Source organism: Rhodococcus sp. NPDC003382 (genome assembly GCF_053589135.1).
Genome location: NZ_JBSFRH010000016.1, coordinates 65,673 through 90,282, shown reverse-complemented (window position 1 = coordinate 90,282; position 24,610 = coordinate 65,673). Strand labels below are relative to the sequence as shown.

The 24,610-nt window shown below is 70.0% G+C and carries 26 protein-coding genes; 7 read left to right on the top strand and 19 right to left on the bottom strand.

What is annotated here, in order from left to right; genetic code table 11:
- Window positions 1-15: 15 nt before the first annotated feature.
- The gene (gene mftB, locus ACWDUD_RS13445) at window positions 16-315 is read right to left on the bottom strand and encodes a mycofactocin biosynthesis chaperone MftB (RefSeq protein WP_197257285.1); all 300 of its coding nucleotides are present in this window, start codon (window positions 313-315) and stop codon (window positions 16-18) included.
- 1 nt (window position 316) lies between these two features.
- Window positions 317-412: a mycofactocin precursor MftA gene (gene mftA / locus ACWDUD_RS13440; protein ID WP_068159438.1), complete on the bottom strand. Its 96-nt coding sequence runs from the start codon at window positions 410-412 to the stop codon at window positions 317-319.
- A 122-nt stretch (window positions 413-534) separates the two neighbouring features.
- On the opposite strand from mftA, the gene mftR reads away from it, so the two are divergent.
- Together mftR and mftM are read left to right on the top strand one after the other, a co-directional pair.
- On the top strand, window positions 535-1,164 hold the full coding sequence (gene mftR, locus ACWDUD_RS13435) for a mycofactocin system transcriptional regulator (protein WP_197257283.1): 630 nt from the start codon (window positions 535-537) through the stop codon (window positions 1,162-1,164).
- Window positions 1,161-1,970 carry a mycofactocin oligosaccharide methyltransferase MftM gene (gene mftM, locus ACWDUD_RS13430; RefSeq protein ID WP_450109638.1) on the top strand — a complete coding sequence of 270 codons (810 nt, stop codon included), beginning with the start codon at window positions 1,161-1,163 and terminating at the stop codon, window positions 1,968-1,970. The genes mftR and mftM overlap by 4 nt, the downstream gene beginning before the upstream one ends.
- 27 nt (window positions 1,971-1,997) lie before the next feature.
- Here mftM and ACWDUD_RS13425 read toward each other — a convergent pair whose 3' ends face one another.
- On the bottom strand, window positions 1,998-2,462 hold the full coding sequence (locus ACWDUD_RS13425; protein ID WP_450109637.1) for an acetyltransferase: 465 nt from the start codon (window positions 2,460-2,462) through the stop codon (window positions 1,998-2,000).
- A 152-nt stretch (window positions 2,463-2,614) separates the two neighbouring features.
- Between ACWDUD_RS13425 and ACWDUD_RS13420 the strand changes: the two genes are divergently transcribed.
- Window positions 2,615-3,352, top strand: coding sequence for a haloacid dehalogenase type II (locus tag ACWDUD_RS13420; RefSeq protein ID WP_450109636.1), 738 nt, complete (start codon window positions 2,615-2,617; stop codon window positions 3,350-3,352).
- A gap of 5 nt (window positions 3,353-3,357) precedes the next feature.
- Here ACWDUD_RS13420 and ACWDUD_RS13415 read toward each other — a convergent pair whose 3' ends face one another.
- Both ACWDUD_RS13415 and ACWDUD_RS13410 read right to left on the bottom strand, forming a co-directional pair.
- Window positions 3,358-5,019, bottom strand: a complete 1,662-nt coding sequence (locus tag ACWDUD_RS13415) for an ABC transporter permease (RefSeq protein ID WP_450109635.1) — start codon at window positions 5,017-5,019, stop codon at window positions 3,358-3,360.
- Window positions 5,016-5,921 carry an ABC transporter ATP-binding protein gene (locus ACWDUD_RS13410; RefSeq protein WP_197257275.1) on the bottom strand — a complete coding sequence of 302 codons (906 nt, stop codon included), beginning with the start codon at window positions 5,919-5,921 and terminating at the stop codon, window positions 5,016-5,018. Before ACWDUD_RS13410 ends, ACWDUD_RS13415 begins: the two co-directional genes overlap by 4 nt.
- A gap of 237 nt (window positions 5,922-6,158) precedes the next feature.
- Between ACWDUD_RS13410 and ACWDUD_RS13405 the strand changes: the two genes are divergently transcribed.
- Window positions 6,159-7,379 (top strand): lipase family protein, encoded by a 1,221-nt coding sequence (locus tag ACWDUD_RS13405; RefSeq protein ID WP_450109650.1) that lies wholly within the window; start codon window positions 6,159-6,161, stop codon window positions 7,377-7,379.
- 50 nt (window positions 7,380-7,429) lie between these two features.
- Here the strand turns inward: ACWDUD_RS13405 and ACWDUD_RS13400 are convergent, their stop codons facing one another.
- The 11 genes from ACWDUD_RS13400 to mdo form a co-directional block, all read right to left on the bottom strand.
- Entirely contained in the window at window positions 7,430-8,095 is a 666-nt protein-coding gene (locus tag ACWDUD_RS13400) for a MadR family response regulator transcription factor (RefSeq protein ID WP_197257273.1), read from the bottom strand.
- Window positions 8,092-9,486: a MadS family sensor histidine kinase gene (locus ACWDUD_RS13395; protein WP_307846620.1), complete on the bottom strand. Its 1,395-nt coding sequence runs from the start codon at window positions 9,484-9,486 to the stop codon at window positions 8,092-8,094. The genes ACWDUD_RS13400 and ACWDUD_RS13395 overlap by 4 nt, the downstream gene beginning before the upstream one ends.
- A complete protein-coding gene (locus ACWDUD_RS13390) occupies window positions 9,483-10,676 on the bottom strand; it encodes an iron-containing alcohol dehydrogenase (RefSeq protein WP_307846625.1) in 1,194 nt (397 codons plus the stop codon). Before ACWDUD_RS13390 ends, ACWDUD_RS13395 begins: the two co-directional genes overlap by 4 nt.
- Before the next feature lie 169 nt (window positions 10,677-10,845).
- Window positions 10,846-11,124, bottom strand: a complete 279-nt coding sequence (locus ACWDUD_RS13385) for a hypothetical protein (protein WP_197257271.1) — start codon at window positions 11,122-11,124, stop codon at window positions 10,846-10,848.
- 11 nt (window positions 11,125-11,135) lie between these two features.
- Window positions 11,136-11,750: a 2OG-Fe(II) oxygenase gene (locus ACWDUD_RS13380; protein WP_197257269.1), complete on the bottom strand. Its 615-nt coding sequence runs from the start codon at window positions 11,748-11,750 to the stop codon at window positions 11,136-11,138.
- Window positions 11,747-12,640: a GlcNAc-transferase family protein gene (locus ACWDUD_RS13375; RefSeq protein WP_197257267.1), complete on the bottom strand. Its 894-nt coding sequence runs from the start codon at window positions 12,638-12,640 to the stop codon at window positions 11,747-11,749. The genes ACWDUD_RS13380 and ACWDUD_RS13375 overlap by 4 nt, the downstream gene beginning before the upstream one ends.
- Entirely contained in the window at window positions 12,637-14,595 is a 1,959-nt protein-coding gene (gene ggt / locus ACWDUD_RS13370; RefSeq protein ID WP_450109634.1) for a gamma-glutamyltransferase, read from the bottom strand. Before ggt ends, ACWDUD_RS13375 begins: the two co-directional genes overlap by 4 nt.
- A gap of 54 nt (window positions 14,596-14,649) precedes the next feature.
- Window positions 14,650-14,892 carry a hypothetical protein gene (locus ACWDUD_RS13365; protein ID WP_197257263.1) on the bottom strand — a complete coding sequence of 81 codons (243 nt, stop codon included), beginning with the start codon at window positions 14,890-14,892 and terminating at the stop codon, window positions 14,650-14,652.
- 114 nt (window positions 14,893-15,006) lie between these two features.
- Window positions 15,007-16,524 (bottom strand): MadC family VWA domain-containing protein, encoded by a 1,518-nt coding sequence (gene madC / locus ACWDUD_RS13360; RefSeq protein ID WP_450109633.1) that lies wholly within the window; start codon window positions 16,522-16,524, stop codon window positions 15,007-15,009.
- A 10-nt stretch (window positions 16,525-16,534) separates the two neighbouring features.
- Entirely contained in the window at window positions 16,535-17,590 is a 1,056-nt protein-coding gene (locus ACWDUD_RS13355) for a MadB family AAA-type ATPase (RefSeq protein ID WP_197257259.1), read from the bottom strand.
- Between the two features lie 100 nt (window positions 17,591-17,690).
- A complete protein-coding gene (gene mdo / locus ACWDUD_RS13350; protein WP_248675886.1) occupies window positions 17,691-18,962 on the bottom strand; it encodes an NDMA-dependent methanol dehydrogenase in 1,272 nt (423 codons plus the stop codon).
- Window positions 18,963-19,346: 384 nt separating this feature from the next.
- On the opposite strand from mdo, the gene ACWDUD_RS13345 reads away from it, so the two are divergent.
- On the top strand, window positions 19,347-20,402 hold the full coding sequence (locus tag ACWDUD_RS13345) for a 2Fe-2S iron-sulfur cluster-binding protein (RefSeq protein ID WP_450109632.1): 1,056 nt from the start codon (window positions 19,347-19,349) through the stop codon (window positions 20,400-20,402).
- A 44-nt stretch (window positions 20,403-20,446) separates the two neighbouring features.
- Here ACWDUD_RS13345 and ACWDUD_RS13340 read toward each other — a convergent pair whose 3' ends face one another.
- Window positions 20,447-21,172: a DNA alkylation repair protein gene (locus tag ACWDUD_RS13340; RefSeq protein ID WP_450109631.1), complete on the bottom strand. Its 726-nt coding sequence runs from the start codon at window positions 21,170-21,172 to the stop codon at window positions 20,447-20,449.
- Window positions 21,173-21,454: 282 nt separating this feature from the next.
- Here ACWDUD_RS13340 and ACWDUD_RS13335 point away from each other — a divergent pair, with 282 nt between their 5' ends.
- On the top strand, window positions 21,455-21,817 hold the full coding sequence (locus tag ACWDUD_RS13335; protein WP_197257255.1) for an SPW repeat domain-containing protein: 363 nt from the start codon (window positions 21,455-21,457) through the stop codon (window positions 21,815-21,817).
- Between the two features lie 79 nt (window positions 21,818-21,896).
- Window positions 21,897-22,532 carry a TetR/AcrR family transcriptional regulator gene (locus ACWDUD_RS13330; protein WP_197257253.1) on the top strand — a complete coding sequence of 212 codons (636 nt, stop codon included), beginning with the start codon at window positions 21,897-21,899 and terminating at the stop codon, window positions 22,530-22,532.
- Between the two features lie 4 nt (window positions 22,533-22,536).
- On the opposite strand, the gene ACWDUD_RS13325 is transcribed toward ACWDUD_RS13330, so the two are convergent.
- Both ACWDUD_RS13325 and ACWDUD_RS13320 read right to left on the bottom strand, forming a co-directional pair.
- Window positions 22,537-23,313: a glutamate racemase gene (locus tag ACWDUD_RS13325; protein WP_248675884.1), complete on the bottom strand. Its 777-nt coding sequence runs from the start codon at window positions 23,311-23,313 to the stop codon at window positions 22,537-22,539.
- Between the two features lie 61 nt (window positions 23,314-23,374).
- A complete protein-coding gene (locus tag ACWDUD_RS13320; RefSeq protein ID WP_450109630.1) occupies window positions 23,375-24,580 on the bottom strand; it encodes an NAD(P)/FAD-dependent oxidoreductase in 1,206 nt (401 codons plus the stop codon).
- Window positions 24,581-24,610 lie beyond the last annotated feature (30 nt).

Here is a 24,610-nt window from a genome sequence, read left to right as displayed (position 1 = left end):
TGCTGGTTCGGGGCGTCAGGCGGGGACGATCATGTGGGAGTCGGCCAGCGTGCGCAGGGCATGCAGGTAGGGCCGCTCGGCGTTCTCGTCGATTCCGTGGGCGCGCAACGCATCCCGCACCGAATCGTGCTCGCCCAGACAGCGGACGACCTCGACGATCACGGTGTTCTTCAGAAACGACAGCTTGCGGGTGCCGAAGTGGTAGAGCAACGCCCCGAACGGCTCGGGGCGAAGCGCTACCTGCGGGTGGAGCCGCCACGTGGCGCCCGGATCGAACTGTGCAGTTGCCACGGCGGTGGCTCCGGGTGCGGTCATGTCAGTACACGCCGCACATGCCGTCGATGGAGACCTCTTCCACGAGGGACTCCTCGATGAGCTCGGACTCGATCACCGCGTTGTCACGATCGGACATGTTTCCTCCTCGGATTTCTGCTCCAGGTGTGGAGTCGACGCCACAACCGGTCTTGCGTTGTGACTCGGTTCACCACTGTAATGGCATCGAGTGCAGAATGTCATCTATGGATCGAGGGAATCATGCGTAGCCGTCGGAAACCGTCCGCTCGGACAGGTCGGCGCCCCTCCACCACGAGGGAGGGACTCAGCGCCGTCGGCATCGAACTGTTCCGCGAACGCGGCTTCGACGAGACCAGCGTCGACGAGATCGCCGAAGCCGCCGGGATCGCACGCCGCACGTTCTTCCGCTACTTCCCGTCCAAGAACGCGGTGCCGTGGGGCGACTTCGACGAGCACCTCGCACACATGCGCGCCCACCTGTCCGCACTTCCCGAGGACATGCCCCTCGCCGAGGCCCTGGCGTCGGCGCTGCTGGACTTCAACACCTTCCCCGAGTCCGAGGCGCAGCGACACCGCGCCCGCATGGAACTGATCCTGCGCAACCCGACCCTGCAGGCGTATTCGTCGGTGATGTACCAGGGCTGGCGGCGGGTCATCGCCGAGTTCGTGGCCGCCCGGACCGGCGCCTCGGCCGACGACCACTTCCCGCGTACCGTCGCCTATCTCATGCTCGCCGTGGCGGTCTCGGCATACGAACAATGGCTCGCCGACGACTCCGCCGAACTACCCGACCTGCTGGCCTCGGGGATGCGCACCCTCTACAGTGGGCTGAACTCCCCGGCCGTCCCACCGAACGAGGCCCAGTCATGAGCGTGCTCGATTCCCTCGCCCCCTGCACACCCGGACGCTGGACGCACGATCATGTCACGGTCGAACGCGTCGAGTCCGGCCCGTTGACGTTGCGCCGCAACGACGGCCGCCTGCACGTGACGCATTCGCTCGGACCGGCCGATCTCAGCGAACGGCTCGTCGCCGGCGTCACCGCATCGATCGAGGACGCCGACTTCGGACAGGACGAGTTCGAGTTGACGATGGTCGGGCTGGTGCGTTCGACGATCCCCGATCCCCTCGACGCGTGGGTCACCTACTACCACAACTCCCTGGGTGAACTTCTCGACGGCACAGCGGATTTCGCGCCCATCCACGACAAGGCGGCGGAGTTGGTCCGCGGTCGCGTGCTGGACCTCGGGTCGTGCTTCGGTTTCCTGCCGTTGCGCCTGGCCGGCGCGGGAGCTCAGGTGACCGCCACCGACATCCTTCCGGGCACCATGTCCCTGCTCGACGCCGTCGCCCCGCGCCTCGGCCTGCCCGTCGACACCCTGGTGTGCGACGCCGCGAACGTGCCGGTCCCGGACGACAGCGCCGACACGGTCACGGCGATCCACCTGCTCGAACACGTCGACGACACGATCGGTGCCGCGGTCGTCGCCGAAGCGCTGCGGATCGCCCGGGAGCGGGTGGTGATCGCGGTGCCGTTCGAGGACGAGGCCACCGCCTGCCACGGCCACGTGCGCACCTTCGACCTCGATGCGCTGACGCGGCTCGGCGAATCCACCGGCCGGAACTTCGAGGCGTTCGAACATCACGGCGGGTGGCTGGTGCTCGACGCCTCCTGAGTCGAACCGCCTACATCGGACCGCCGGTCAGCGGGTCGCTGCCGGGGCGGACAGGTGCAGGAGCGGGAACGGGCGGCCGTCGCCGTCGGTCTCGGATCGTCCGGTGACGACGAAGCCGCGTCGCCGGTAGAACGCCACCGCGGCGGGATTCTGCTCGTTGACATCCAGCGTGAGTGCGGGATGCCGGCGCAAGGCATCCTCCAGCAGGATCGACCCGACACCGGTTCCGCGGTACTCGTTTTCGACGAAGAGCATCTCCAGCCGGCCGTCGGCGAGCCCGGAGAATCCGACGATCCGTCCTCCGGTCACAGCGACCGTGAGGTCCACGGCAGCCAGGTATTCCTGCGCCATCCGGTCTTCGTAGAAGGCGATGTCGTCCGCGGTGAGGAAGTGATGGGTGGCGCGCACCGCGCTCCGCCACACCTCCACGAGCCGGGCGAGCTCGTGTGCCCCCGCACAGCCGCGCAGTTCGATGTCGGTGACTCCGGTCATGGCTCCGATTCCTGATGAGGTGTGGTGACGGTTCGCGGGATCGTGCATCGCGCAGCCGCCGGGCGAGCGTCGACAGTACTTCGTCCCGGGCAGCATCGGAAGGTCCCTGCTCGTACACTGCCTCCCAACGCACATGTCAGGAGGCCGCGGCTGTGAATCTCTCCGGGTTGGATCTGTCCGCGTACGACGCACTGAGTTTCGACTGCTACGGCACGCTCATCGACTGGGAGACCGGCCTCACCGCCGTACTGGCCCCGTGGGCGCGCGAAGCCGGACTCGACGTCTCCGGCGAGGACCTCCTCCTGGCGTACGGGGACAGCGAGGCCGCCGCCGAACAGGACATGCCCGGCGCGCTGTACCCGCAGATCCTGGCCGAAGCGTTCCGTCGTACCGGTGCGACGCTCGGCGCCGACGTGTCCGACGAATGGGCGACCCGGCTCGGCGCATCTGTTCCGGACTGGCCCGCGTTTCCGGATTCCGCTGCGGCCCTGGCGTCACTGGCGCAGGACTACACGCTCATCATCGTCTCCAACGTGCACCGCGAGGGCTTCGCGGGCAGCAACGCCCGTCTCGGGGTCACGTTCGACCGGATCATCACCGCGCAGGACGTCGGCGCCTACAAGCCCGCTCCGAACCACTTCGAGGCGCTCGACGACGCGCTGACCGAACTGGAGATTCCCCGCGAACGCCTGCTGCACGTCGCGCAGTCGTTGTTCCACGACCACGTTCCCGCCAAGCGTCACGGCCTGCGCTCGGTCTGGATCAACCGTCGCCACGACCGTCCCGGCCAGGGCGCGACCCCGGTCCCGTCCGTCGAGTACAGCTTCGACGCCGAATTTCCCAGCATGCAGGCGTTCGCCGAGGCAGCCCGGGCCGCGAAGCACGGGTGAACCGGTCACTGCACGGCGATGTCGCGGCGGCGCAGGGCCGCAACGCCGGCCGCGGCGAGCAGGACCGCCAGGACGGTGAGCACGACCAGCGGGAGGGCTCGCAGCTCGGCCGCCGGCAGCGCCGGCACGTGCACGAACGGTGACAGATCCATCACCCACTGCGGCAGGTTCAGCAGCGGCCCGATCTGGCCGATGAGCACCCACACCACGAACAGGCCCCACGCGATACTCGCCGCGCGTCCCGGGAAGGCGCCGACGCACAGGACGGCCGTCGCGGCGACCAGCAGCACGGCCGGGACGAACGCGAGCGCAGCCGACATCAGCTCGCCGAGCGGTCCCCCGAGGTCCCCGATCGCGATGCCGTACGGAACCGCGACCGCGACACCGAGAATCACGTGCAGGACCACGATTCCCACGACCACCACGACGACGTGGGACAGCATCCACGGGGCGCGGCCGAGCGCGGTCGACAGCAGCGGTTCCACGCGGCCGGAGCTCTCCTCACCGTGCATCCGCAGCACCGCCTGCACCGCGTACGCGGCAGTGAAGAAGGACATCATCAGGAAGGTCACGGCGAAGTACGCATCGGTGAGCGCCTCGGCGCCACCGCCGAGTTGCGTCATCATGTCGGCGACCGCGCCGCCCTCGTCGAGGAAGTTGTCCATCTCGTCCGCAATGCTCCCGTACGTCACCGCGAGCACCGCGATGCCCAGCGCCCACCACAGCAGCGTGGTGCGCTGCATGCGCCACGCGAATCCGAGAGCCGTCGGCAGGCGCGGAGCGGCCCGGGCCGGGCCCGGGCGCGGCTGCACGAGTCCGGCACCGTGATCGCGCCTTCCGGTCAAGGCGTAGGCGAGCCACACGGTCGCGACGACGAACAGCGCGAAGACCGCGAAGACCCACCATTTGTCGGCGTCGAACGGCCGGACCTGTTGTGCCCAGCCGATCGGGCTGAGCCACGACGGCCACGCGCTGGTGACCCGGATCCCGGACTCGTCGACGCTGCCGGTGGTGTCGCCGACCGCGCGCAGCAGGAACGACAGGCCCAGGGCGGCGCCCGCGAGCCCGTTCGCGGCGCGGGATCCCTCGGCGACCTGCGCCGTCACCGCAGCGATTCCGGCGAAGGCGAGCCCGGTGGCACCCGTCGCGGCTCCGAGCGCCAGCGAACCGCCCACGGGCAGTCCGAACGCGACGGAGACGACCGTGAGCAGCACCGTCAGCACCACGTCCGTGGCGAGTGCAACCAGCAGCGCCGCGGTGAGCATGGCCCGGCGTCCGACGACGGCCGCGCCGACCAGTTCCGCCCGCCCGGTCTCCTCGTTCTGGCGGGTGTGCCGAACCACCATCATCGAGTTCATCAGCCCGGCGGCGAGCGCCAGGAACAGCAGCGTCTGGGCGGCCACCACGGCGCCGAGACTGTCACCCGACACCAGCCCGTTGGTGGCGAGCACCACCGGGGACACGGCGGAACTGACCGCGATCAGGTGCAGGTCGTTCGCGGTCGGGTACAGGTCCTTCAGGCTCACCACCGAGATCGCGTAGACGACGGCGAACGCCACCAGCCACACCGGTATCTGCACGCGGTCGCGGCGCAGCGCCAGGCGGATCAGCCTGCCCGTGCCTGCATAGGCGGGGCTCGGATGCCTGCCGGTCGCGACGGTGCTCACAGTCCGCTCCCGCCGGGCACCTCGTCGCCGTAGTGCCGCAGGAACAGCTCCTCCAACGTGGGTGGGGTGCAGGTCAGGGACGTCAGTTCGAAGTCGAGCAGCCGGCGCAGCACCTCGTCGAGCTGGGCGGTGTCGACTTCGCACTGCACGCGCAGCCCCTCGATCTCCAGGTCGTGGACGCCGGGGTGATCACCGAAACCCACTGCGGGACGGGCCGTTTCGGCACGGATCGAGGTGCGGGTGAGGTGCCGCAGCTCGCTCAGGCTTCCCGATTCGACGGTGCGTCCCTGCCGGATGATCGTGACCCGGTCGCACAGGGCCTCGACCTCGGACAAGGTATGGCTGGACAGCAGGACCGATCGGCCGTCGGCGACGGCTTCGCGCACGCAGTCCCGGAACACCTCGTCCTTGAGCGGGTCCAGCCCGGAGGTGGGTTCGTCGAAAAGGAACAACTCCACGTCCGAGGCGAGGGCGGCCACGATCGCGACCTTCTGCCGGTTGCCCTTCGAGTAGGTGCGGGCCTTCTTGGTGGGATCGAGCTCGAATCTGTCCAGCAGGTCGGCCCGGCGGCGCTCGTCGATGCCCCCGCGCAGCCCGGCCAGCAGGTCGATGGCCTCACCCCCGGTCAGGTTCGGCCACAGGTTCACATCGCCCGGCACATAGGCCAGCCGCCGGTGCAGGTCCACGGAGTTGCTCCACGGATCTCCGCCGAGCAGTTCCGCCCGGCCGGAATCGGCGCGCAGCAGGCCGAGGAGGATGCGGATGGTGGTGGATTTACCGGCGCCGTTGGGTCCGAGGAAGCCGTGCACCTCCCCGACGCGCACCTCGAGGTCGAGGCCGTCCAGGGCTCGGGTCGAGCCGAAGGTTTTGACGAGTTGAACTACGGAGAGTGCCTTCGTCATGTTCGGGAGGCTACTCGGGAGTGGCTGCGGGCGCCGGGTTCTCGGAACCGCACGAGGTTCTCGGTACCGCGCGAGCCGATGGTTTCTGTTGCGTAACGAGTCGAGGGCACAGTGTCCCGTTCGTAACGAACTGTGATCGATGGTCGATAATGCGACGGATCGTTGTCTCCCGCCACTGTCGGCGGGGTTGTTCGTCTGTGGAGGTTGTCTGTGGGTACCCGAGTTCGCCGTGGAATTCTGCGCCGTGGAATTCTGCGCCGTGGAATTCTGTCCGGGGCCGTGTGCGTCGCAGCCGCGGTCGCAACCATCGCATCCACCGCCCCGGCCGGCGCCGCACCCGTGTACCCGCCGTTGCCGGCCGACCCGTTCTACCGGCCCGCCGCCGCTGCTTCCTCCTCCACACCGGGTGACGTTCTCGGAATCCGGCGCATGCCGACCCCGGCGGGAATCACCGGGGCCGACACCTGGCAGCTCAGCTTCCGCTCCACGAATTCACAGGGCGAGCCGATCACCGCGGTGACGACGGTGCTCGCTCCCGTCGGCAAGGCACCGGACGGGCCGCTGCTGTCGTTCCAGCACGTGATCAACGCACTCGGACCGCAGTGCGCACCGTCGCAGACGCTGTGGACCACCGACCCGAACCTGGAGATCCGCGAGGCTGTCGGCCTGAACGTCGCGCTGCAGCGAGGCTGGACGGTGGCGATCCCGGACCATCTCGGACCGACCAGCGCGTACGGGGCCGCCAAGCTGGGCGGCCAGATCACGCTCGACGGCATCCGGGCGGTCCAGCGGGCACCGGAACTGCAGGTCGCCAACAGCCCGGTCACGCTCGCCGGGTACTCCGGCGGCGGCATGGCCACCGGGTGGGCGGCCGCCCTCGCCCCGACCTACGCTCCCGAACTGAACATCGTCGGGGCCGCGATGGGCGGTGTCCCGATGAACCTGCGGAAGATGGCCGACGGCATCGGCACCGATCCGCATCCGGCGTTCGGCCTGGCGTTCGCTGCCGCCCTCGGCCTCGAACGCGAATACCCCGACCGCATCGATCTCAGCGGACGGCTCACCCCCGCCGGGCAAGCGATGCGTGACGGCCTCAGCGCCGCGTGCACCAACGACATCCTGCGGATCGGCGCGGGCGGCAGCCTGCCGCAGGTCAGCCCGATCAGCCGGCTGACCGACGAACCGGGCGCCCTGGCCGTCGTCGACGAGAACAGCCTGGAGTTGTACCCCGGCGTTCCCCCGATGCCGATCTTCGAATGGCACAGCCCTACCGACGCGCTGATCCCCGTCGATTCGATCACCGCGACGCTCGCCCGGTACTGCGCGGCGGGCGCGCACGTCCAGAGCCTCGAGACCCCGACCCCCGACCACATGTCGGCGGCGGTACTCGGCCTCGGGCAGGCGATGGACTTCCTCACCAAGCGCTTCGCGGGCGAGGAAACCCCTCGCACGTGCTGACGTCGTGCGCGCTTTCGGCTGCGGGAGGTGCCGAAAGCGCGCACGAGGCGTTAGATCAGTCCCTGCTTGCTCGCCGCGTACACCGCTTCGGCGCGGCGGCCGACGCCGAGCTTGCGCATGATGTTGCTCACGTGGAACTTCACCGTCGTGGCCGAAATGAACAGCTGCTCACCGATTTTCGCGTTCGACAGTCCTGCGGCGAGTAGTCGCAGCACCTCGAGTTCGCGGTCGGTGAGCTGTTCGGTCTGCGGGACCTTCCCACTGAGCGTGCGCACCACCGCCGCGGCGCTGCGCGAGTCGAACGCGCTCTCGCCTCGCGAGACGGCCCGGATCGCGCGGACCAGTTCCGTGGTGTCGACGTCCTTGACGACGTAGCCGCGCGCGCCGGCGTGCACGGCCCGCACGACGAGTTGCTCGTCGAGGAACGTGGTGAGCACGAGCAGCCCGAGCCCGGGGTGGGCAGCGGACAACTGGCTGCACAGGGTCAGCCCCTCGTAGTCCGACCCGGCCGAGAGCTTCAGATCCATCAGGACGATGTCGGGGCGCATCCGGTCGACGAGAACGAGCGCTTCGTTCTCCGAGGACGCCTCCCCGACGACCTCGAGGTCGGGTTCCCGGTCGAGGATCGACCGCAGCCCCTGACGGAGGATCGCATGGTCGTCGACGAGCACGATCCTCACGGTGTCCCGGCGGGTCCGCGGCGGTGTCACCGTCATCGCTGTTCTCCTGTTCTCGCCGCATCCTCTTCCTGCGGAACGGTTTTCGGAATGGGGATGCGCACCGCTACCCGGACTCCCCCGATTCGGGCGCGGCGCACCTCGAGCCGGCCGCCGAGCTCGTGGGCACGCGCCTGCATGTTCGCCAGGCCGCGGTGCCGGCCGTCGAAGTCGCTGCCGGCGGCCAGCCGCAACATCACCCGGATGCGGGCGGGATCACCGTCGCCGTCGTCGGCGACCGAGAGCAGCACCGACTCGGGTCCGTACGTCAGCCGCAGGACGGCGCGGGTCGCGTTCGCGTGCACGACCGCGTTGAACAGCGCCTCCCCCGCGATCCGCAGCAACGCGTGCTCGACGTCGCCGGACAGTTCGACGGGAGTGCCGCCGACCCGGATCACGATGTCGAGTTCGCCCGGGGTGTGCGCGACCCGCAGTTGCTCGAGCATCTCCGGCAGCGACGACCGATCCGCGTCCGACGGATGGTTGAGCGCGTAGATCGCCGACCGCAGCTGTTCGACGGCGCGGCGTGTCAATTCCTTTGCCAGGTCGAGACGTTCGGCGCGTTCGCTGTCGGGAATGTCGCTGCGGCACACCTCGATCTGCATGCCCGCCGACAGCACGGCCTGGGTGACGCTGTCGTGCAGTTCGCGCGCGATGCGGTGCCGTTCGTCGTCGAGTGCCTGTTGCCGGTGGGCGGCACCGAGTTGCCGTTGGGTCCGTTCCAGTTCGCGCAGGGTCGCTTCGAGTTCGGCGTTGCGTGACTGCAGGTCGGCGGCGGCCCGGTTCGCTTCCCGGTAGGCTTCCTCGGCGCGTTCGAGCAGCAGCTGGCCCCGCTGATAGAGGGCCGAATTCTGCAGGGCCACAGCAGTTTGGCTGGCCAGGATGGACAGCACCGCGCGGTCGGTGGCGTCGAGTGTCCGATGCTCCGGTGTCCACGCCGCGATCGCCCCGGCGACACCACCGCCGAGCACGATCGGCACGAACGCGTGATGGCCCTCGACGATCGGATCCCGGTCGACGCTGCCACCGCGGATGTCGTCGAGGCAGCGCACGACCTCGTCGGGCAGCGGTGGGCCCTCGACGTTGTCGACGAGGAAGGGCGTGGCATCCGGTCCGAGCACGAGCCGGCGGGGTCCGGCGTCGGGCAGCATGCCGTCGGCGAGCGCGAACACCACCCAGCGGGCACTCAGGTGTGCCCGGGCGGCCTCCGCGACCGCGCAGATCAGCGTTTCGGGTCCCTCGACGGTGCGCACGAGCGCCCGCGAGATGAGTTCGAGGGCGTGCACTACCCGTTCGAGACGTTCGGCGGCGCCGCGATACTGCGGGTAGAACGTGGGCTTGCCCGACCGCAGGCCGGTGAGCTGGGACAGGTCCGGGGCAGCGGGATTCACAACGCCGCCCGGAACAGCGCGACCATCTGTTCGTGGGTCGCCGCGCGCGGGTTGGTGGACATGCACGCGTCGCGCAGGGCACCCTCGGCGAGGCGGGTCAGATCCTGTTCTCGCACACCGAGTTCCCGCAGTCCGCGCGGCACCCCGACCTCGCGGGCGAGTCGTTCGACGCGGTCGGCGACGGCGAGGGCGGCCTCCTGTGCGGGGCCGCGGTGTTCGTCCAGGCCGAGGGCCGCGGCGATCGCCGCGAACGGTGCCGGGTCGGCGGCGGCGTTGAATCGGATCACGTGCGGGAGGAGCACCCCGTTGATGACGCCGTGCGGCTGGTCGAGCAGGCCGCCGACCTGGTGGCTCATCGCGTGCGCCGCGCCGAGGATCGCGTTGGTGAACGCCAGGCCGGCCTCGAGGCTGGCCTGGGCCATGGCGGTGCGGTGCGTCATCTCGTGGGGGTCGTCGATGGTGTGGACGAGGGTGCCGGTGACCATCGCGACGGCCCGCAGCGCGTGATGGTCGGTGAGCGGGTTGTGGGCGCGGGAGACGAACGCCTCGATGCCGTGGGTGAGCGCATCGAGCCCGGTCGCCGCGTTCAGGTCGTCGGGCATGGTGGTCAGCAGCCGCGGGTCGATGACGGTCAGGTCGGGCACCAGCGACCGGCCGATGATGGTGATCTTGGTGTTGCGGGTGGTGTCGGTGACGACGCAGAACTGCGACACGTCCGCGCCGGTGCCGGAGGTGGACGGCACCATCACCATCGGCGGGATCGGCAGCGGTGCCCGGTCCACGCCCTCGTAGTCGAGGATGCTGCCGCCGTTCGCGGCGAGCACGGCGATGCCCTTGGCCGCGTCGATCACCGAGCCACCGCCGAGCCCGACCAGCACGTCGCAGCCTTCGGCACGGTAGAGCTCGTGACCGGCGGCGACCTCGAAGTCCTTCGGATTCGGGGTCAGCTCGCTCCACACGACCGGGGCCAGGCCCTGTTCGTCCAGGTGGTGCCGCAGTTCGTCGACCCATCCGGCCTCGACGAGTCCCGGGTCGGTGACGAGCATCGGCCGGCTGCCGCCGAGGCGCACGGTCGCGTGCGCGGCCTCGGCGAGGGATCCGGCACCGAACACGATCTCGGGGGCATGGAACTTCGCCAGTGTGGGCGTCTCCCTTCCGGCGTTCCCCGATTCGGTTCGACGTTCCGGTATGGCGACGGCCACTGCAGCACTCCTGACGTCCCCGGCGATTGCGGCGTGTGATCCAGCTTACGGTCCTTCGAGCGTAGGCCGGGTGGGCGGCCGGGGCACCGGGTCGACGGGTAGGTCCGGTACCTACCCGATCGGGTAGGTACCGGCGAAGTCGGGAGCGGCCTCGGGCTCAGTCGCCGAGCCTGCGGCTGATCTTGTCGACCTTCCGGCCCACCGCCAGGATCGCCTTGAGAACGTCCTCCAGTTCCGGGCCTTCGACGTGGCTCGTCGGGGGATTCACCGGCCCCACACCGCCCGGTAGGCCACCATCGGGCACTTCGACCAGGTCGAATGCCCACTTGCGGATGATCTCGACCAGGACCTCCGGATGTGCGATCAGGTCCAGGATCGGGCCGTGTTCCCTGATGATCTGCTGAACTACGCGACGTTCTCGGTCCGACACAGCCACGGCGCTACCTCTCACTCGGCGGGATTCGTCGTCGTCGGCGCCTCACGCACCCACGTGGTCAGGATCGTCTTGACTCGCCGGGCAGGCCGCGCGGTGTGCCGCATCCGCTGATCGACGGATCCGTCCGGCAGGAGATTCGGCCAGGCGAGCAGTCTCCCCGCGCGCGGCCGGAATCGTTCTCGGAGGACCGGGAACCAGGTGCTTCCCCCCGACTGCGAGTCGCTGAGGTAGATCAGCACGGACACCGACCGTTCACCCCACCGGTCACCGGAGAAGAAGCCGCTGTCGTGGTGCTCCTCGAAGCGCTCTCCCGCCCGGTACCGCACGATCTGCCAGGGTTCGAAACGATCGGCGGGAACACCGAAGTCGGCGGCCAGTCTCGCCTCGACCCGCCTCAGCAGTTCGCGCGCTTCGTCGCTCAGCCAGGTCTCGTCGGTGGTCGAACTGGTGCGATCGATCGAAAGACCGGTGAATCGCCGCCCCTCGGCGTCGCGGCGGAGCACCGAACTCGGCCGCCAATAGGTGAACCGGAGATCGTCGCCGATGAGGGCGCACTCGCCGGCGTCGAGAAACTCGTCGACGCACGTCACCGTTCCCGGGCGAAGTGTGACAGCGGTGTCGATCATGACGTCACCAGGGTCAGGTTGACGTGTGACTCGAATGCGGAGACGTCCGCGGGCGCGACCTCGCCGTCACCGGTGAGGTAGCGCCGAAGTGCCTCGAGCGATCGCTCCTGACGTTCGTCGTATCCGCCGTGGTCGGACCAGTGCGTCCGCCGGGTGTCGCGTTCGTACGCGTGCCAGCCGATCACCCGGTGCGGGTGGAAGAGCCGATATCCGGCAGCGAAAGCCCGGACACTGGTGAGCACCTCGTCCCCGAAGAAGTACACCCCGGGATCGAACCGCACCTCCTTGTTGTAGCGGCCGTCGGCGAGCAGGAAGTGCAGGGACGCGAAGTCCGCGGGGGCGGGAGCCCCGAGTTCCGGGAAGCCCAGCATTGCCGCACCCCGCAGCCGGGTGAGCACACCTCGGTCGCGCAGGTACGGGTAGATCCGGAGCGGGCGCATCCCCCGGCAGCGGTCGTCGTCCGGACTGTACGCGGGCAGATACCCCGTGAGAATCGGCTTCGCGATCCCGGCCGCGCGCAGTCCTTCCAGCATCCCGACCGCCGTTTCGTCCCAGCCGGCGGCGAATCGGTGGTGGGAGTCGATCAGCAGGGTGTAGGGCTCGTCCTTCCACGCACCCTGCAATCGTCGTCGAGCCCAGTTGCAGCCCTCGCTCCTGCTCGCCGCGATCTCGTCGATCTCCAACCCGGGAAGCGCCACGACGTCGTCGGGCAGCACGTCGTCCTCGGTCCGCTGCCACATGACCCGGACCCGCAGCCGCTCGGGGTGCGCTGCCTGCGCATACAGGTCCCGCAGGGTGGGCCCGAGCTCCCGATCCCGATAGGCCGGTACCTGCACGTAGAGCGCCGGTTCGCGGCAACCTCCCGGCCACCCGGGTGGTGCCGGCGTCATCCCTGGGCACCCATGACCGCGCCCTCCCGGCGCGGATCGGCACCGCCGACCCAGCCGGTGTCCGTACGCCACAGTGCACTGAGGCCGCTGGACTGGGGCGCGACCGACACCTGGTGCCCGCGTTCGCGCAGGGCGGCGACGAGCGGGTCGCGGGCGCCGTCGTCGGACCCGTCGATCGCGGGATGTTCCCCTCCGACACCGGTGACCGGGGTGTTCGCGGCGCCGAACGAGACGGCGGACACCGCCTGCTGTGGGTCCAGACCCCAGTCGAGCATGTTCACCAGGGTCTTCACCACGAACTGGATGATCACCGAGCCGCCGGGCGAGCCGGTCACGAGCACCGGTGCGCCGCGGGCGCCGTCGGGGGTGCGCTCGAACACGAGGGTCGGCGACATCGAACTGCGCGGTCGCTTGCCGGGCTCCACCCGGTTCGCGACCGGCGTGCCGGTCTCGTCGACCGGCTCGGCCGCGAAGTCGGTGAGCTGGTTGTTCAGCAGGAATCCGTCGACCATGTGGAACGAACCGAACGCCGATTCGATGGTCGTGGTCATCGCGGCGACGTTCCCGTAGCGGTCGGCGACGGAGATGTGACTGGTGCCGTGCTCGGGGACCTGCGGTGGTGCCCCGATCGGGACGGGCCCGAAGTCACCGGGCCGGGCGGTGCCCATGCTGCGGTTCGGGTCGATCAGCGCGGCCCGTTCCTTCAGGTAGGTCTCGTCGAGCAGGGTCTCGGGTGAGCCACCGGGCAGCGGCACGAAATCGGAGTCCGCGACGTACTTGTCGCGATCCGCGTACGCGAGCCGTTCGGCCTCGGCGATCAGGTGGACGGCCTCCACGTCCGGGACACCGCCGTTCGCGTCGACGTCGGCCGGCGGGAAGGCCGACAGGTCGAAGTTCTCGAGGATGCCGAGGGTCGCGGCGACCGCGATGCCGCCGGACGACGGGTTCGGCATCCCGCAGATCTCGTAGGACCGGTAGGGGGTGCACAGCGCGGTTCGCTGCTTCGCCCGGTACCCGGCGAGGTCGTCGACGGTCATCTCTCCGGGGGTCCGCCCGCCGGAGGTCGTGTCGACGGCGTCGACGATCGCGGTCGCGATGGCACCGGTATAGAAGGCGTCCGCCCCACCGGCGGTGATCGCCCCGAGGGTCTTGCTCATCGCCGGGTTGGTCAGCACGGTGCCTTCGGACTTGGGAGCGCCGTCCGCTTCGAGGAAGTACGCGGCGGCCGCCTCGTCCCGGGCGAGGTCGGCGGCGGAGTCCGCGATCGACTGCGCGAGCCGATCGCTGATCTCGATACCGTCGTCGGCAAGCGTCACCGCCGGTTCGAAAAGCTGTGCCCAGTCGGTCTTTCCGTGGTCGCGATGGACATCCTCGAGCATCCGGAGCACGCCGGGCACGCCGATGGAACGGCCGCTGGCGCGGGCGTCGGGCTGCGGTTCGGTGCGGTCGGTGTCGCTGATCCAGCGCAGATAGTTCTCGGTGGCCGCTGCCGGCGCGGTCTCCCGGCCGTCGTACGCCTGGACCTGCCCGGTCGCCGCGTCGAAGTACATCAGGAACGCGCCGCCCCCGATACCCGAGGACTGCGGCTCCACCAGGCCGAGCACGGCCTGGGCGACGACCAGCGCGTCCGCTGCGGTGCCGCCGTCGCGCAGCACCTCGCACGCCGCCTCCGTCGAAATCGGATTGGCGGTCGAGACCGCGAACTCTCCGGCATTCACCGCGACCATCCCGTCGCGATATCCGGTGGCGATCTCCGGGTTGGTGGACAGGTCGCGATCGGTTTCCTGCGGCGCCGGCGGTGCCGTGAGCGGTGTGCCGTTCGGTGCCGCGGTGCACGCCGCGGAGGTGTCCTGCGCGTCGCCCACCGCCGACGTGCACGCTCCGAGCACTCCAACGGCGGCCACCACGGCGATTGCGGCCCGGACACCCGGGCGGACCTCGGCTGGCGTCCTCACCCGTTCGACGCTAACAGCGGCCGGCCGGTCGCCGGGGCGGATCGGCGCGCACGCTCACAGATCGAACTTGGCAGCGTACCGGACCAGCCTCTCGATGTGGTCGCGGGCGGCGTGCAGATCGAGACGGGCGTCGCTGAGCAGGTCCAGCATCTCCCGCCGCGCGGACTCGCCGGCCCCGTGCATGTCCTCCCGGTCGAATACCTCGAGCGACTCGACGAGGTCGCCGACCCGCCGGTCGAGTGCACCGAGGTCGTGCCGCAGTGACTCCGCTCGCTCGGCCACTGTGCGGTCGGTCATCGCAATTCCCCCCGCCCAACTGGTGTACCAGGGTGTGCCTGCACCGTATCCCCCGGACCGGTCCCCCGTACCCGAAACCGGATGAGGGGCACATTCACCCGGAATGCGGCGGGGTCAGCGCAGGGCGTGGCCGAGTTCGGCGGCGCGGTCGAGCAGTTGCGCGCCGTCGCGGGCGACCACGACCCGGTCGCACACCTCCGCGTAGTCGGGCATCGCGCACGTCGCCTGCTGCCAGTACCGTTCCGGTTCCGGGGTGATCCAGGCCAGGCGGTGCACGCGGCGGCGCAGGTCCGCGAGCCGGTCGGCGCGCGCGGGCAGGCCGTTGCAGCGACCGTCGCCGACGACGAGCACCGAGGTGCGCGCATCGAGGAGACCGGCGTGGTCGGTGAGCAGTTCGTCGAAGACCCGTCCGTAGTCGCTCGACGCCTCGAGGTCCACGGCCGGGTGTGCCAGTACCCGTGCCAGCGCGCCGTCGCCGCCACCGGCGAGCAGTTGCTGTGTCACCTCGACGGGCCGGTCGACGAACGCGACGACGCGGCACCGGTGCGCCCGGCCGTGCATCGCCTGGGCGAGACGCAGCGTGAACGCGGTGACCGGCCGCACCGACAGCGACACGTCGGCGAGGACGAGCAGCCGCACCCGGTCCGGCCGGGGTGAGCGGACGACAAGGTGGAACGGCACCCCCTCGGTGCGCATCGATCCGCGGACGGTGCGGCGCAGGTCGAGGCGGCCGCGGGCCCGCTCGCGCGGCCGGGGACGGGCCGGGCCGCGCATGCGGCGCAGCACCTCGTGGCAGGCCAGGTCGATCTCGGCGCGGTGCGCGGCGGTCGGGTCGACCGGTGCCTCGGACGGATCGTCCGCCGGCGCTTCGACGGTCTGCGCGAGCGCCGCGACGAACGCCTCGACGGCCTCGACGAGCCGGTTCAGTTGTGCCTCGGTGAGCTGTTCGTCGGCGGTGTCGCCGCCGTAGGCGCGGTGCGGATCGTAGGCGTCGAGCCACGCCAGGATCGACGTCGGATCGTCCCACGACAGCGAACCCGACACGGCCGCACCGGGATTCGCCGACAAGTCGCCGACCGTCGCGGTCGCGGCCCGGTCGACGTCGACGGTGTAGGTGACGCCGCGGCGCCCCGAATCGGCGCCGGTGTCGACGGACAGATCCGCGTCCGCCGAGGTCATCGACACATCGTCGTCGTCCTTGTGCGGGTTGAACCCCTTGTCCGCCTCGGGGGTGTCGAACAGGTCGCCGACCTCCGCGGCGCGCTCGTTGTACTCCGCGTAGCGGGCGAGTTGCTGTTCGTCGTCGATTTCCAGTGCGGCGGGCAGGGATTCCGCGAACTGCGCGCGCAGGGGCCGGCTGTCGTCGCCGCCGGCGTCGGGGCCGGTGGTGAGGAACAGGGCGTCGAAGGCACGGTCGAACCCGGCCTGTTCGTGGGCGTACTTCGCGCACACCGCCCGCAGCGCCGCGCGCAGGACGTCGCGGTCGTGGGCACCGATGAGGCCGAGAACCCTTCGTATCTCGATGGTTTCGGCGGGCGATGCGGCGACCCCGTGGCGTCGCAGCAGTCGCGCGAACACGGCCGCGACCACGTCGAGCGGATACGCGGGGCGGCGGGCGTCGAGGTCGCTCACGCGCACGGTGTCACCGCCTCGCGCCGACACGGGCGGTGTCCCGCCCTCCCCCACCGCGACCGCGGAACACCGCGGTGGTGGTGTTCGCCGGCCGGGACGCGACCGTGACCCGTTCGGCCGGTGGCACGTCGGCGACCGATTCCTCGGGGTCCGGTGTGCCGTCGAGCCGGGTCCGGGCCAGGGTGACGTCGCCGGTGTACTTGAGCAGCGCCGCGAGCAGGACGTCGCGCACGTGCCGGATCGAGCCGTCCCCGGCGTGCGCGCTCAGGACGGTGGCCGCGCGGGCGGCGTCGATGACCTCGGAGATGGACGGGCTCTTGCGCAGCGGCATCTCGCGGAGGGTACGAGCGAATTCGACGACCTCCGCGGCGGTCGCGGCCGGCACCTCGGGAGCGCGGGCGGTGACGATCTCGCGTTCGCGTTCGGGCGTCGGGTAACCGACGTGGTAGTGCAGGCAGCGGCGTTTGAGCGCGGCGGACAGTTCGCGGGTGTCGTTGGAGGTGAGGATCACCCAGGGCGCGGAGCGTGCGGTGAACGTGCCGACCTCGGGGATGGTGATCTGGCGTTCGGCGAGGATCTCGAGCAGCAGCGCTTCCATGGATTCCTCGGTGCGGTCGACCTCGTCGACGAGCAGGACCACCGGCTCGGGCGAGATCACGGCCTCGAGCAGCGGGCGGACGGCGAGGAAGCTCTCGGAGTACAGTCCGAAGTCCTGCTCGGCGAGGAAGCGGGAGGCGTCGGCGAGGTCCGGGTACGCGGCGAGCCGGTCGCCGATGCGGTCGCGCAGCATCTGCACGTGCAGCAACTGTTTGGCGTAGTCCCATTCGTACAGGGCACGGCTGTCGTCGAGGCCCTCGTAGCACTGCAGCCGCACGAGTTTGCGTCCGCCGGCCGCGGCGAGGGCCTTGGCGAGTTCGGTCTTGCCGACCCCGGCGGGTCCTTCGAGCAGCAGTGGCCGGTCGAGGACGGTGGCCAGGTGCACGACGACCGCGAATTCGTCGTCGGCGATGTAGTCGTGGCGGCGCAGCGCGTCCTTCAGTGCGGCACTGTCGGCGAAGGCGGTCATCGGTACTCCTGTCGCGCGGTGAGAACGCGCCCGGGGCAGGGCAGGGGAACGCCGCCCCGGGCGCGAGATCGGTCGGTCCGTCGGACCGGTGGATGCAGGGTCAGTAGGACCGGTTGATGCAGTGGTCGACGACCGGGATCATCGACTCGACCGTCACCTCGCGCGGGTTGCCGGGGGTGCACCAGTCGCCCTGGATGTGCTCGGAGATGGCGCGCACGGTCTTCTCGTCGCCGCGGATCGTGTCGCCGCGACCCGCGTACTTCTTGGTGTTCATCTGGTTCTTCTCGTACGAGTCGGTGCGCACGGACCCGAAGTTGTCGGGGATCCCGACGTCCTTGGCGAGCCGGATCGCGGCCTCGACCGCGGCGTCGGCGGCCTGCACGGTGGTCATGTTGCGGGTGTCGACGCCCATCGCGGTCGCGATGCGGGCGTAGTGCTCGTAACGGGAGGGCAGGTTGTACTCCCACACGCGCGGCAGCGCGATCGCGTTGTTGAGGCCGTGGTGGCTGTCGAAGAACGCCGAGACGGCGTGCGAGATCGAGTGCACGATGCCCAGGCCGCCGGAGTTGAACGCCTGCGCGGCGATGTACTGGGCGTTCATCATGCCTTCGCGGGCCTTGAGGTTGCGCGGCTCGAAGACGGCCTCGCGCAGGTTCTTCGCGACCAGTTCGATCGAGTAGAGCGCGTTGCCCAGCGACGGCGCGAAGTCCAGGCGCGAGACGTACGGCTCGGAGCCGTGGGCGAGGACGTCGAAGCCGCAGTAGGCGGTGAAGTGCTGGGGGCAGCTGTAGTACAGCAGCGGGTCGTCGATGGCGAGGGTGACGATGGTGGCCTCGTCGAAGCCGACCCACTTGTGCGGGTGATCCATGTCGGAGGTGTCGGTGATGACGTACGCCCAGGACGTCTCCGAGCCGGTGCCGGCGGTCGTGGAGACGGCGATGTGCGGCGGGTTCTCCTTGTTCGTGGACTTCGCGAAGCCTTCGAACTCGTTGATGTTGCGGCCGTCGTGGGCGATGACGACGCGGGCGCCCTTGGCGGCGTCGTGGCTCGAGCCGCCGCCGACGGAGATGATCGAGTCGCACTTCTCCTGCTGGTAGAGGGCGGCGGCCTCCATGACGTTGTAGTCCTTGGGGTTGGACTCGACCTTGTCGTAGAGGACGACCTCGACCCCCTGGTATTCGATCTTGCCGATCAGTTCCTCGATGATGCCGGAGCCGCGCAGACCCGTCGTCATCAGCAGGGCACGCTTGAATCCGAGGTTCTTGGCTTCGACACCGATGATGTCGTGTGCGCCCACACCCATCAGTGCGCGCGGGAACGGATGGAACTCCTTGATCGGGAAGTCCCAGATCTGATTGAGCTCGATGGCCATCGTGTCTCTCCTCGGTCGCCGGGTGGCTCACGGTTGTGACCCACATCTCATCCGGGGTCCACCGTGGCCGACGCCCGCCCGCCGGTGAAGAGCTACCGGCCGGAACCGTCCGGTTTACGCACCGAAGCCGTCCGGTCGAGTGCGGCCACCTGCCCGATCGGGCAGGGTGCATGTCCCGCCGACCGGGATGCGGCGACGTCGATGCCACGGGGTGCCCGGTACCGTTTCCTTGTCGCCTGGTCCGGCTGCTACCCTTGAACTAGAACACGTTCTAGATTGGTTCGGCTGAGTGGGCGGCAACCGCACCACATGTTCAAGGCCCGGCCGTTCCGAGGCCCAGCTGTTCGAAAGCGCAGCCTGCACGACGAGAGGACGAAACACCCCATGACGACAGTCGAGGTGCCGCACGGCTCACGATCGGTGATTCTCACCGTCTCAGCCGTCATCGAGGAGACGTCCGACGCACGCTCGCTGGTCTTCGACGTACCCGCCGACCTGCGGGACAAGTTCGCATACAAGCCCGGGCAGTTCCTCACCCTGCGCATCCCCAGCGACCTCACCGGCTCGGTGGCACGCTGCTACTCGCTCGCGAGCTCGCCGTTCACCGACGACTCTCCCAAGGTCACCGTCAAGCGCACCGTCGACGGCTACGGCTCGAACTGGCTGTGCGACAAGATCTCCGCCGGCGACCGCATCGAGGTGCTCCCGCCGTCCGGCGTGTTCACCCCGAAGTCGCTCGACCAGGACTTCCTGCTGTTCGGCGCCGGCAGCGGCATCACCCCGGTCATCTCGATCCTCAAGTCGGCGCTGACCCAGGGCAGCGGCCGCGTCGTGCTCGTCTACGCCAACCGCGACGAATCGTCGGTCATCTTCGCCGAGGAACTGCGCGCCCTGGCCGACAAGTACCCGACGCGCCTGACCGTCGTGCACTGGCTCGAATCCGTGCAGGGTCTGCCCACGGCCGACCAGCTCGCCGCGCTCGCCGCCCCGTACACCGGGTACGAGGCGTTCATGTGCGGCCCCGGCCCGTTCATGGACACCGTGCACGCCGCGCTGCACGCCGCGGGTATGGAGCGCAGCCGGGTCCACGCCGAGGTGTTCAACTCGCTCGCCGGTGATCCGTTCGCCGACGTCGCGCCGGTCGAGGTCAGCGACGAGGAAGCCGCCGACGCCGCGACCGTCGAGGTCGAGCTCGACGGCGAGACCCACACCCTGACGTGGCCGCGCAAGCAGACGCTCGTCGACATCATGCTCGCGAAGGGCATCGACGTGCCCTACTCGTGCCAGGAAGGCGAGTGCGGTTCGTGCGCGTGCACCGTCCTCGAGGGCGAGGTGGAGATGGAGCACTGCGACATCCTCGACCCCGAGGACATCGAGTCCGGTTACATCCTGGGCTGCCAGGCCAAGCCGGTCAGCGACAACCTCAAGATCCAGTTCTGACACGCTGAAGCGCTGAGACGGCGGGCGCCCGGGTGTCCGCCGGCTCAGCGCAGTGCCCGCAGCCGGGCCCGTTCGGCCGGCTCGAGGTGCTCGGTCGCGTAGCTCAGCGCGGTGCGGCCCATCGCCGCGGCGTGGACGTCGAGAAAACTCACCAGCAGCGCGCGGTCGACGCGTTTGCCGACCTCCCGCAACATCCACCCGGTCGCCTTCTGGATCAGGTCCCGCCGGTCGTCGAGTACTCGCGCGGCCAGCGTCAGCGTCGGTTCGGCCTCCCCTGCCTTGACGAACGCGAAGGTCGCGAGCAGCCCGGCCCGGCGGCGCCACAGGTCCGGGTCGTCGACGAGTTCGGTCAGCAGCCCGGCCCGGTCGGGATGCTCGCGCACCCATTCGCCGACGATGCGGTCCGCCGACGAGTCGACCAGATCCCAGTTGTTCACGCGACCGCGGTTCAGTGCGTCGAGGTAGCACTCGACGATCCGGTCCCGGGCGTCGCGGTCGCGGGCGAACCGGTCGGCGAGGATCAGCAGTCCCGCCAGGCGGTGTTCGTGGATCGGGCTGTCGAGCAGGGCCCGCGCCTCGGCGATCGGCAATGTCCGGAAGCGGCGGACGACCGCCCGTGTCTGCGGGACCCGCAGCCCGAGGAACTCGTCGCCCTCCCCGTATTCGCCCGGTCCGGTCTTGAAGAACCGGCGTAGGTGCGCGGCCGCGGCCGGGTCGGCGAGGGCGTCGAGGGCGACCCGCACGTCTTCGGCGCTCTTCTCATCGGTCACGGCTGACGAGAGTACGGCGTCCGCACCGGCGCGCCTTCCGATCGGCCGCACGAGCCGGAATTCGCTCATCCTGCAGCGTGGGCGGATTCCGAATCATGTGGCGGATCGACCCGGATCGGGGCCGTTGTCACGCCCACCGACCGCCAGATGACGATCCGGCAAAAACGCGCCCTGACCTGGGGAGCAGCGTTACCGCACCGCAACCGTCGGACATCTTGACCGACCGGTCGATCAGACCTATACCGAAAGACGGAAGGACACACTCTCACGAGGAGGCTCACCATGTTCTCCGACAGCCGGCTGCAGGACTATGTGGCCGTGGTTCTGGGCGTCTTCGCCGCCCTGTCGCCGTTGTGGCTGGACACCAACGACGCGGCCATGTGGTCGCTGATCGTTCTCGGTGTGCTGGTCGCATTGTGCGGCATTGCGCAGATCGCACGGCCGACGATGGCCGCGATCGACTACGCAATGGGTGTCTTCGGTGTGCTGATGTTCCTGTCCCCTTGGGTCTTGGGATACACCGAGTACACGGGCGCCTCGTGGACCGCGTGGATCGTCGGTGTTCTCACCGTCGTCGTCGCCGTCGCGGCCCTGCCCGTCATGAACGCTCGCATGCACGGAGGCGGACTGGCGACCCATCACTGATCCGCACCTGATACCGGGACCCGGGGCGAGCGGCCGACGTGCCCTCGCCCCCTCTCGGATCACCGAAGGTGGTGCGCAGGTGAGTACACACGTTCCCCGGCGACGCCGGCGCCGCCCGCAACAGGACGGCGAGGCCCGCACCCGCATCCTCGATGCCGCCGAAAAGCTGTTCGCGACCCACGGTTTCGACGCAACCGCCACCGCGTCCATCGCTGCGGCGGCAGACGTGCCGAAAGGCCTGATCTTCTACTACTTCCCGACCAAGGAGGCCATTCTCGAAACACTCGTCGCCGAACGAATGCCGACCGAACCCATCGACGACGTGAACGCGCTGGTCGAACCCGGCGACCCGGCCGCCAGCCTCGTGAACCTCGACACCGCGCTGAACCTGCGCGACCACCGGTCGTCGGTGCTGCGGGTGATCATCTGGCGCGAGGCCGACACCCATCCGGACATCCGGTCCCACCTTTACCGGCTGCGCTCGCACCTGCACGACATCACCGTGCGGCTGCTGCAGGCCAGCGCCCCCGGCCCGGTGCAGCCGGGCACCCTGCGGGCCTGCGCGACCGCGTGGGTGTCCGCGATGTTCTCGGCGGCCAGCACCGACCGGTGGCTCGACCTCGACGGACTGCCCCGCAACCGCGAGGACCTGCGTACCGTCGCCCGGGTCATCGCGGCCGGGATGACCGGAATGGGGAAGCTCTCGTTCGGATGAGCGGTCAGCCGACGGCGTCACCGGCGGGGGCGAGCAGGATCCTCCCGGCTTCGAAGGCCCGGGCCCCCGCCGGCAACGCTCCCGGTTCACCGCTGAGGAACACCTCGACGCGGCCCGCTCCGCGATCCTCCCGGCCGAGCGCATCGATGCGGCGCAGGGTCTGGCGGGCGACGGCCTCGGCGCTGTCGAACAACCGCACACCGGCGGGCAGCTGCGCCGCGATCGAGTCGGCGACCAGCGGATAGTGCGTGCAGCCGAGCACGACCCCGCTGACGTCGGCCGGGGTGCGCTCGACCGCGGAGGCGATGGCCGCTGCGGCGCCCGCCCGGTCGCCGCGGTCGATGGCGTCGGCCAGCCCGTGACACGCGACGCCGACGACTTCGCTGCCGTTCGCGAACTGCGCGATGAGATCGGCCTGGTAGCTGCTGGCGGTGGTCGCGGCGGTCGCCCAGATCGCCACCGAGTCGCACACCGCCGCGGCCGGTTTGATCGCCGGGACCGTGCCGACCACGGGAACGCCGTCGCCGAGGTCGCGGCGGACCTCGTCGAGGGCGGTGACCGAGGCGGTGTTGCACGGCAGCACCACCACGTCGGCGCCGCGCCGGACCGCGCGCCGCGCGGTGGTGACGACCCGCTCGATCACCCAGTCCCGCGGCTTCGGGCCCCACGGCGCTCCGGCCGGGTCCATCGACAGCATCAGATCCAGGTCGGGCCGCAATCGGCGCAGCCACGCCGAGGTCGGCAGCAAACCGAATCCCGAGTCGATGAGCGCAACGATCACCGTACGAATTTAGCGCGCGACGCCGATGCGGCGGGCGGGGGCGGGCACAGGACGTGCCCGATCACGAGGTCGGTGCGAGCATCTCCTCGATCGGAGCACCCGCCGCGATCTTCGCGCGCGTCTTCATCACCCGGGCCGGCAGACCACCGCCGACCACCCCGACGAGTCGGCCGTCCCGCTCGTAGTAGACGAGGAACTTACGGCCGTCGTCGTGCACCACGTGCACGGTGTCCTGAGCCGACACCGCGCCCAGACCCTGGATCTTCACGTCGTACTGGTCGCTCCAGAAGTACGGGACCTGAGCAGCCCGGTCGCCGTCGGCGCCGAGCAGCGCCTTCGCGAGCACGGCGGCCTGCTCCCCTGCGCTCGTCCAGTGCTCGACCCGCTTCCGGCCGCCCTCGGGCAGCTGCCAGGACGCGACGTCGCCGACCGCCCACACGTGATCGGCGGAGGTGCGGCCCACGATGTCGCACACCACGCCGTTGTCGACGGTCACACCCGAACCGTCCAGCCACTCGGTGACCGGGACCGATCCGATACCGAGGACCACCAGGTCCACCGCGACCTCGGTGCCGTCCCCGAGGACCGCGCCGGTGACCCGGTCGTCGCCGCGCAGCTCGGTGAGCCCGACCCCGGAGCGCACGTCCACACCCTCGGCGGTGTGCAGGCGCTCGACGAACCCGCCGACCTCGGCACCGAGCACCGACGCGAGCGGTGTGGGCTGCGGCTCCACGAGCACGACGTCCATGCCGCACGCCCGCAGGCTCGCCGCGACCTCGCAGCCGATGAAACCGGCGCCGACGATCAGGGCCGTGCCGCCGGGGCGGATGTCGGCGCGCAGACCCACACTGTCCTCGACGGACCGCAGCACGTGCACTCCGGCGAGCTCGGGCAGGCCGGGGATGCGGCGGGGACGCAGACCCGTCGCGACGACCAGCTCGTCGTAGCCGAGCGAGGTGCCGTCGGCCAGCGCGACGGTGCGCGCGGCGTCGTCGAGCGACTCCACCGCGACGCCGAGCCGCAGGTCGATGCGCTGCTCGTCGAAGAACTCGCGCGGCCGCAGCGTCGTGTCCTCGCGTTCGCCGCGGATCACGTCCTTCGACAGCGGCGGGCGGTCGTAGGGCAGGTGCGGCTCCGCACCGACCAGGACGATCTCACCGTCGAATCCGGCCCGCCGCAGCTCCTCGGCGGTCCGAACCCCGGCCAGACCGGCGCCGACGACGACGACCCTCCCCGTCCCGCCCTCGGTCACATGATCAGTCGACACGTATTCATCCTTCGATAGTGGTGACGCCGG

Coding starts and splice junctions, on each gene's coding strand:
- ACWDUD_RS13365 (WP_197257263.1), bottom strand. CDS start 14,892: ATGACCGACCGCACAGTGGCCGAGCGAGCGGAGTCACTGCGGCACGAC.
- ACWDUD_RS13425 (WP_450109637.1), bottom strand. CDS start 2,462: ATGACCGGAGTCACCGACATCGAACTGCGCGGCTGTGCGGGGGCACAC.
- ACWDUD_RS13375 (WP_197257267.1), bottom strand. CDS start 12,640: ATGACGCCGGCACCACCCGGGTGGCCGGGAGGTTGCCGCGAACCGGCG.
- mftR (WP_197257283.1), top strand. CDS start 535: ATGCGTAGCCGTCGGAAACCGTCCGCTCGGACAGGTCGGCGCCCCTCC.
- mftA (WP_068159438.1), bottom strand. CDS start 412: ATGTCCGATCGTGACAACGCGGTGATCGAGTCCGAGCTCATCGAGGAG.
- ACWDUD_RS13410 (WP_197257275.1), bottom strand. CDS start 5,921: ATGACGAAGGCACTCTCCGTAGTTCAACTCGTCAAAACCTTCGGCTCG.
- mftB (WP_197257285.1), bottom strand. CDS start 315: ATGACCGCACCCGGAGCCACCGCCGTGGCAACTGCACAGTTCGATCCG.
- ACWDUD_RS13355 (WP_197257259.1), bottom strand. CDS start 17,590: ATGACCGCCTTCGCCGACAGTGCCGCACTGAAGGACGCGCTGCGCCGC.
- mftM (WP_450109638.1), top strand. CDS start 1,161: ATGAGCGTGCTCGATTCCCTCGCCCCCTGCACACCCGGACGCTGGACG.
- mdo (WP_248675886.1), bottom strand. CDS start 18,962: ATGGCCATCGAGCTCAATCAGATCTGGGACTTCCCGATCAAGGAGTTC.
- ACWDUD_RS13400 (WP_197257273.1), bottom strand. CDS start 8,095: ATGACGGTGACACCGCCGCGGACCCGCCGGGACACCGTGAGGATCGTG.
- ACWDUD_RS13335 (WP_197257255.1), top strand. CDS start 21,455: ATGTTCTCCGACAGCCGGCTGCAGGACTATGTGGCCGTGGTTCTGGGC.
- ACWDUD_RS13380 (WP_197257269.1), bottom strand. CDS start 11,750: ATGATCGACACCGCTGTCACACTTCGCCCGGGAACGGTGACGTGCGTC.
- ACWDUD_RS13345 (WP_450109632.1), top strand. CDS start 19,347: ATGACGACAGTCGAGGTGCCGCACGGCTCACGATCGGTGATTCTCACC.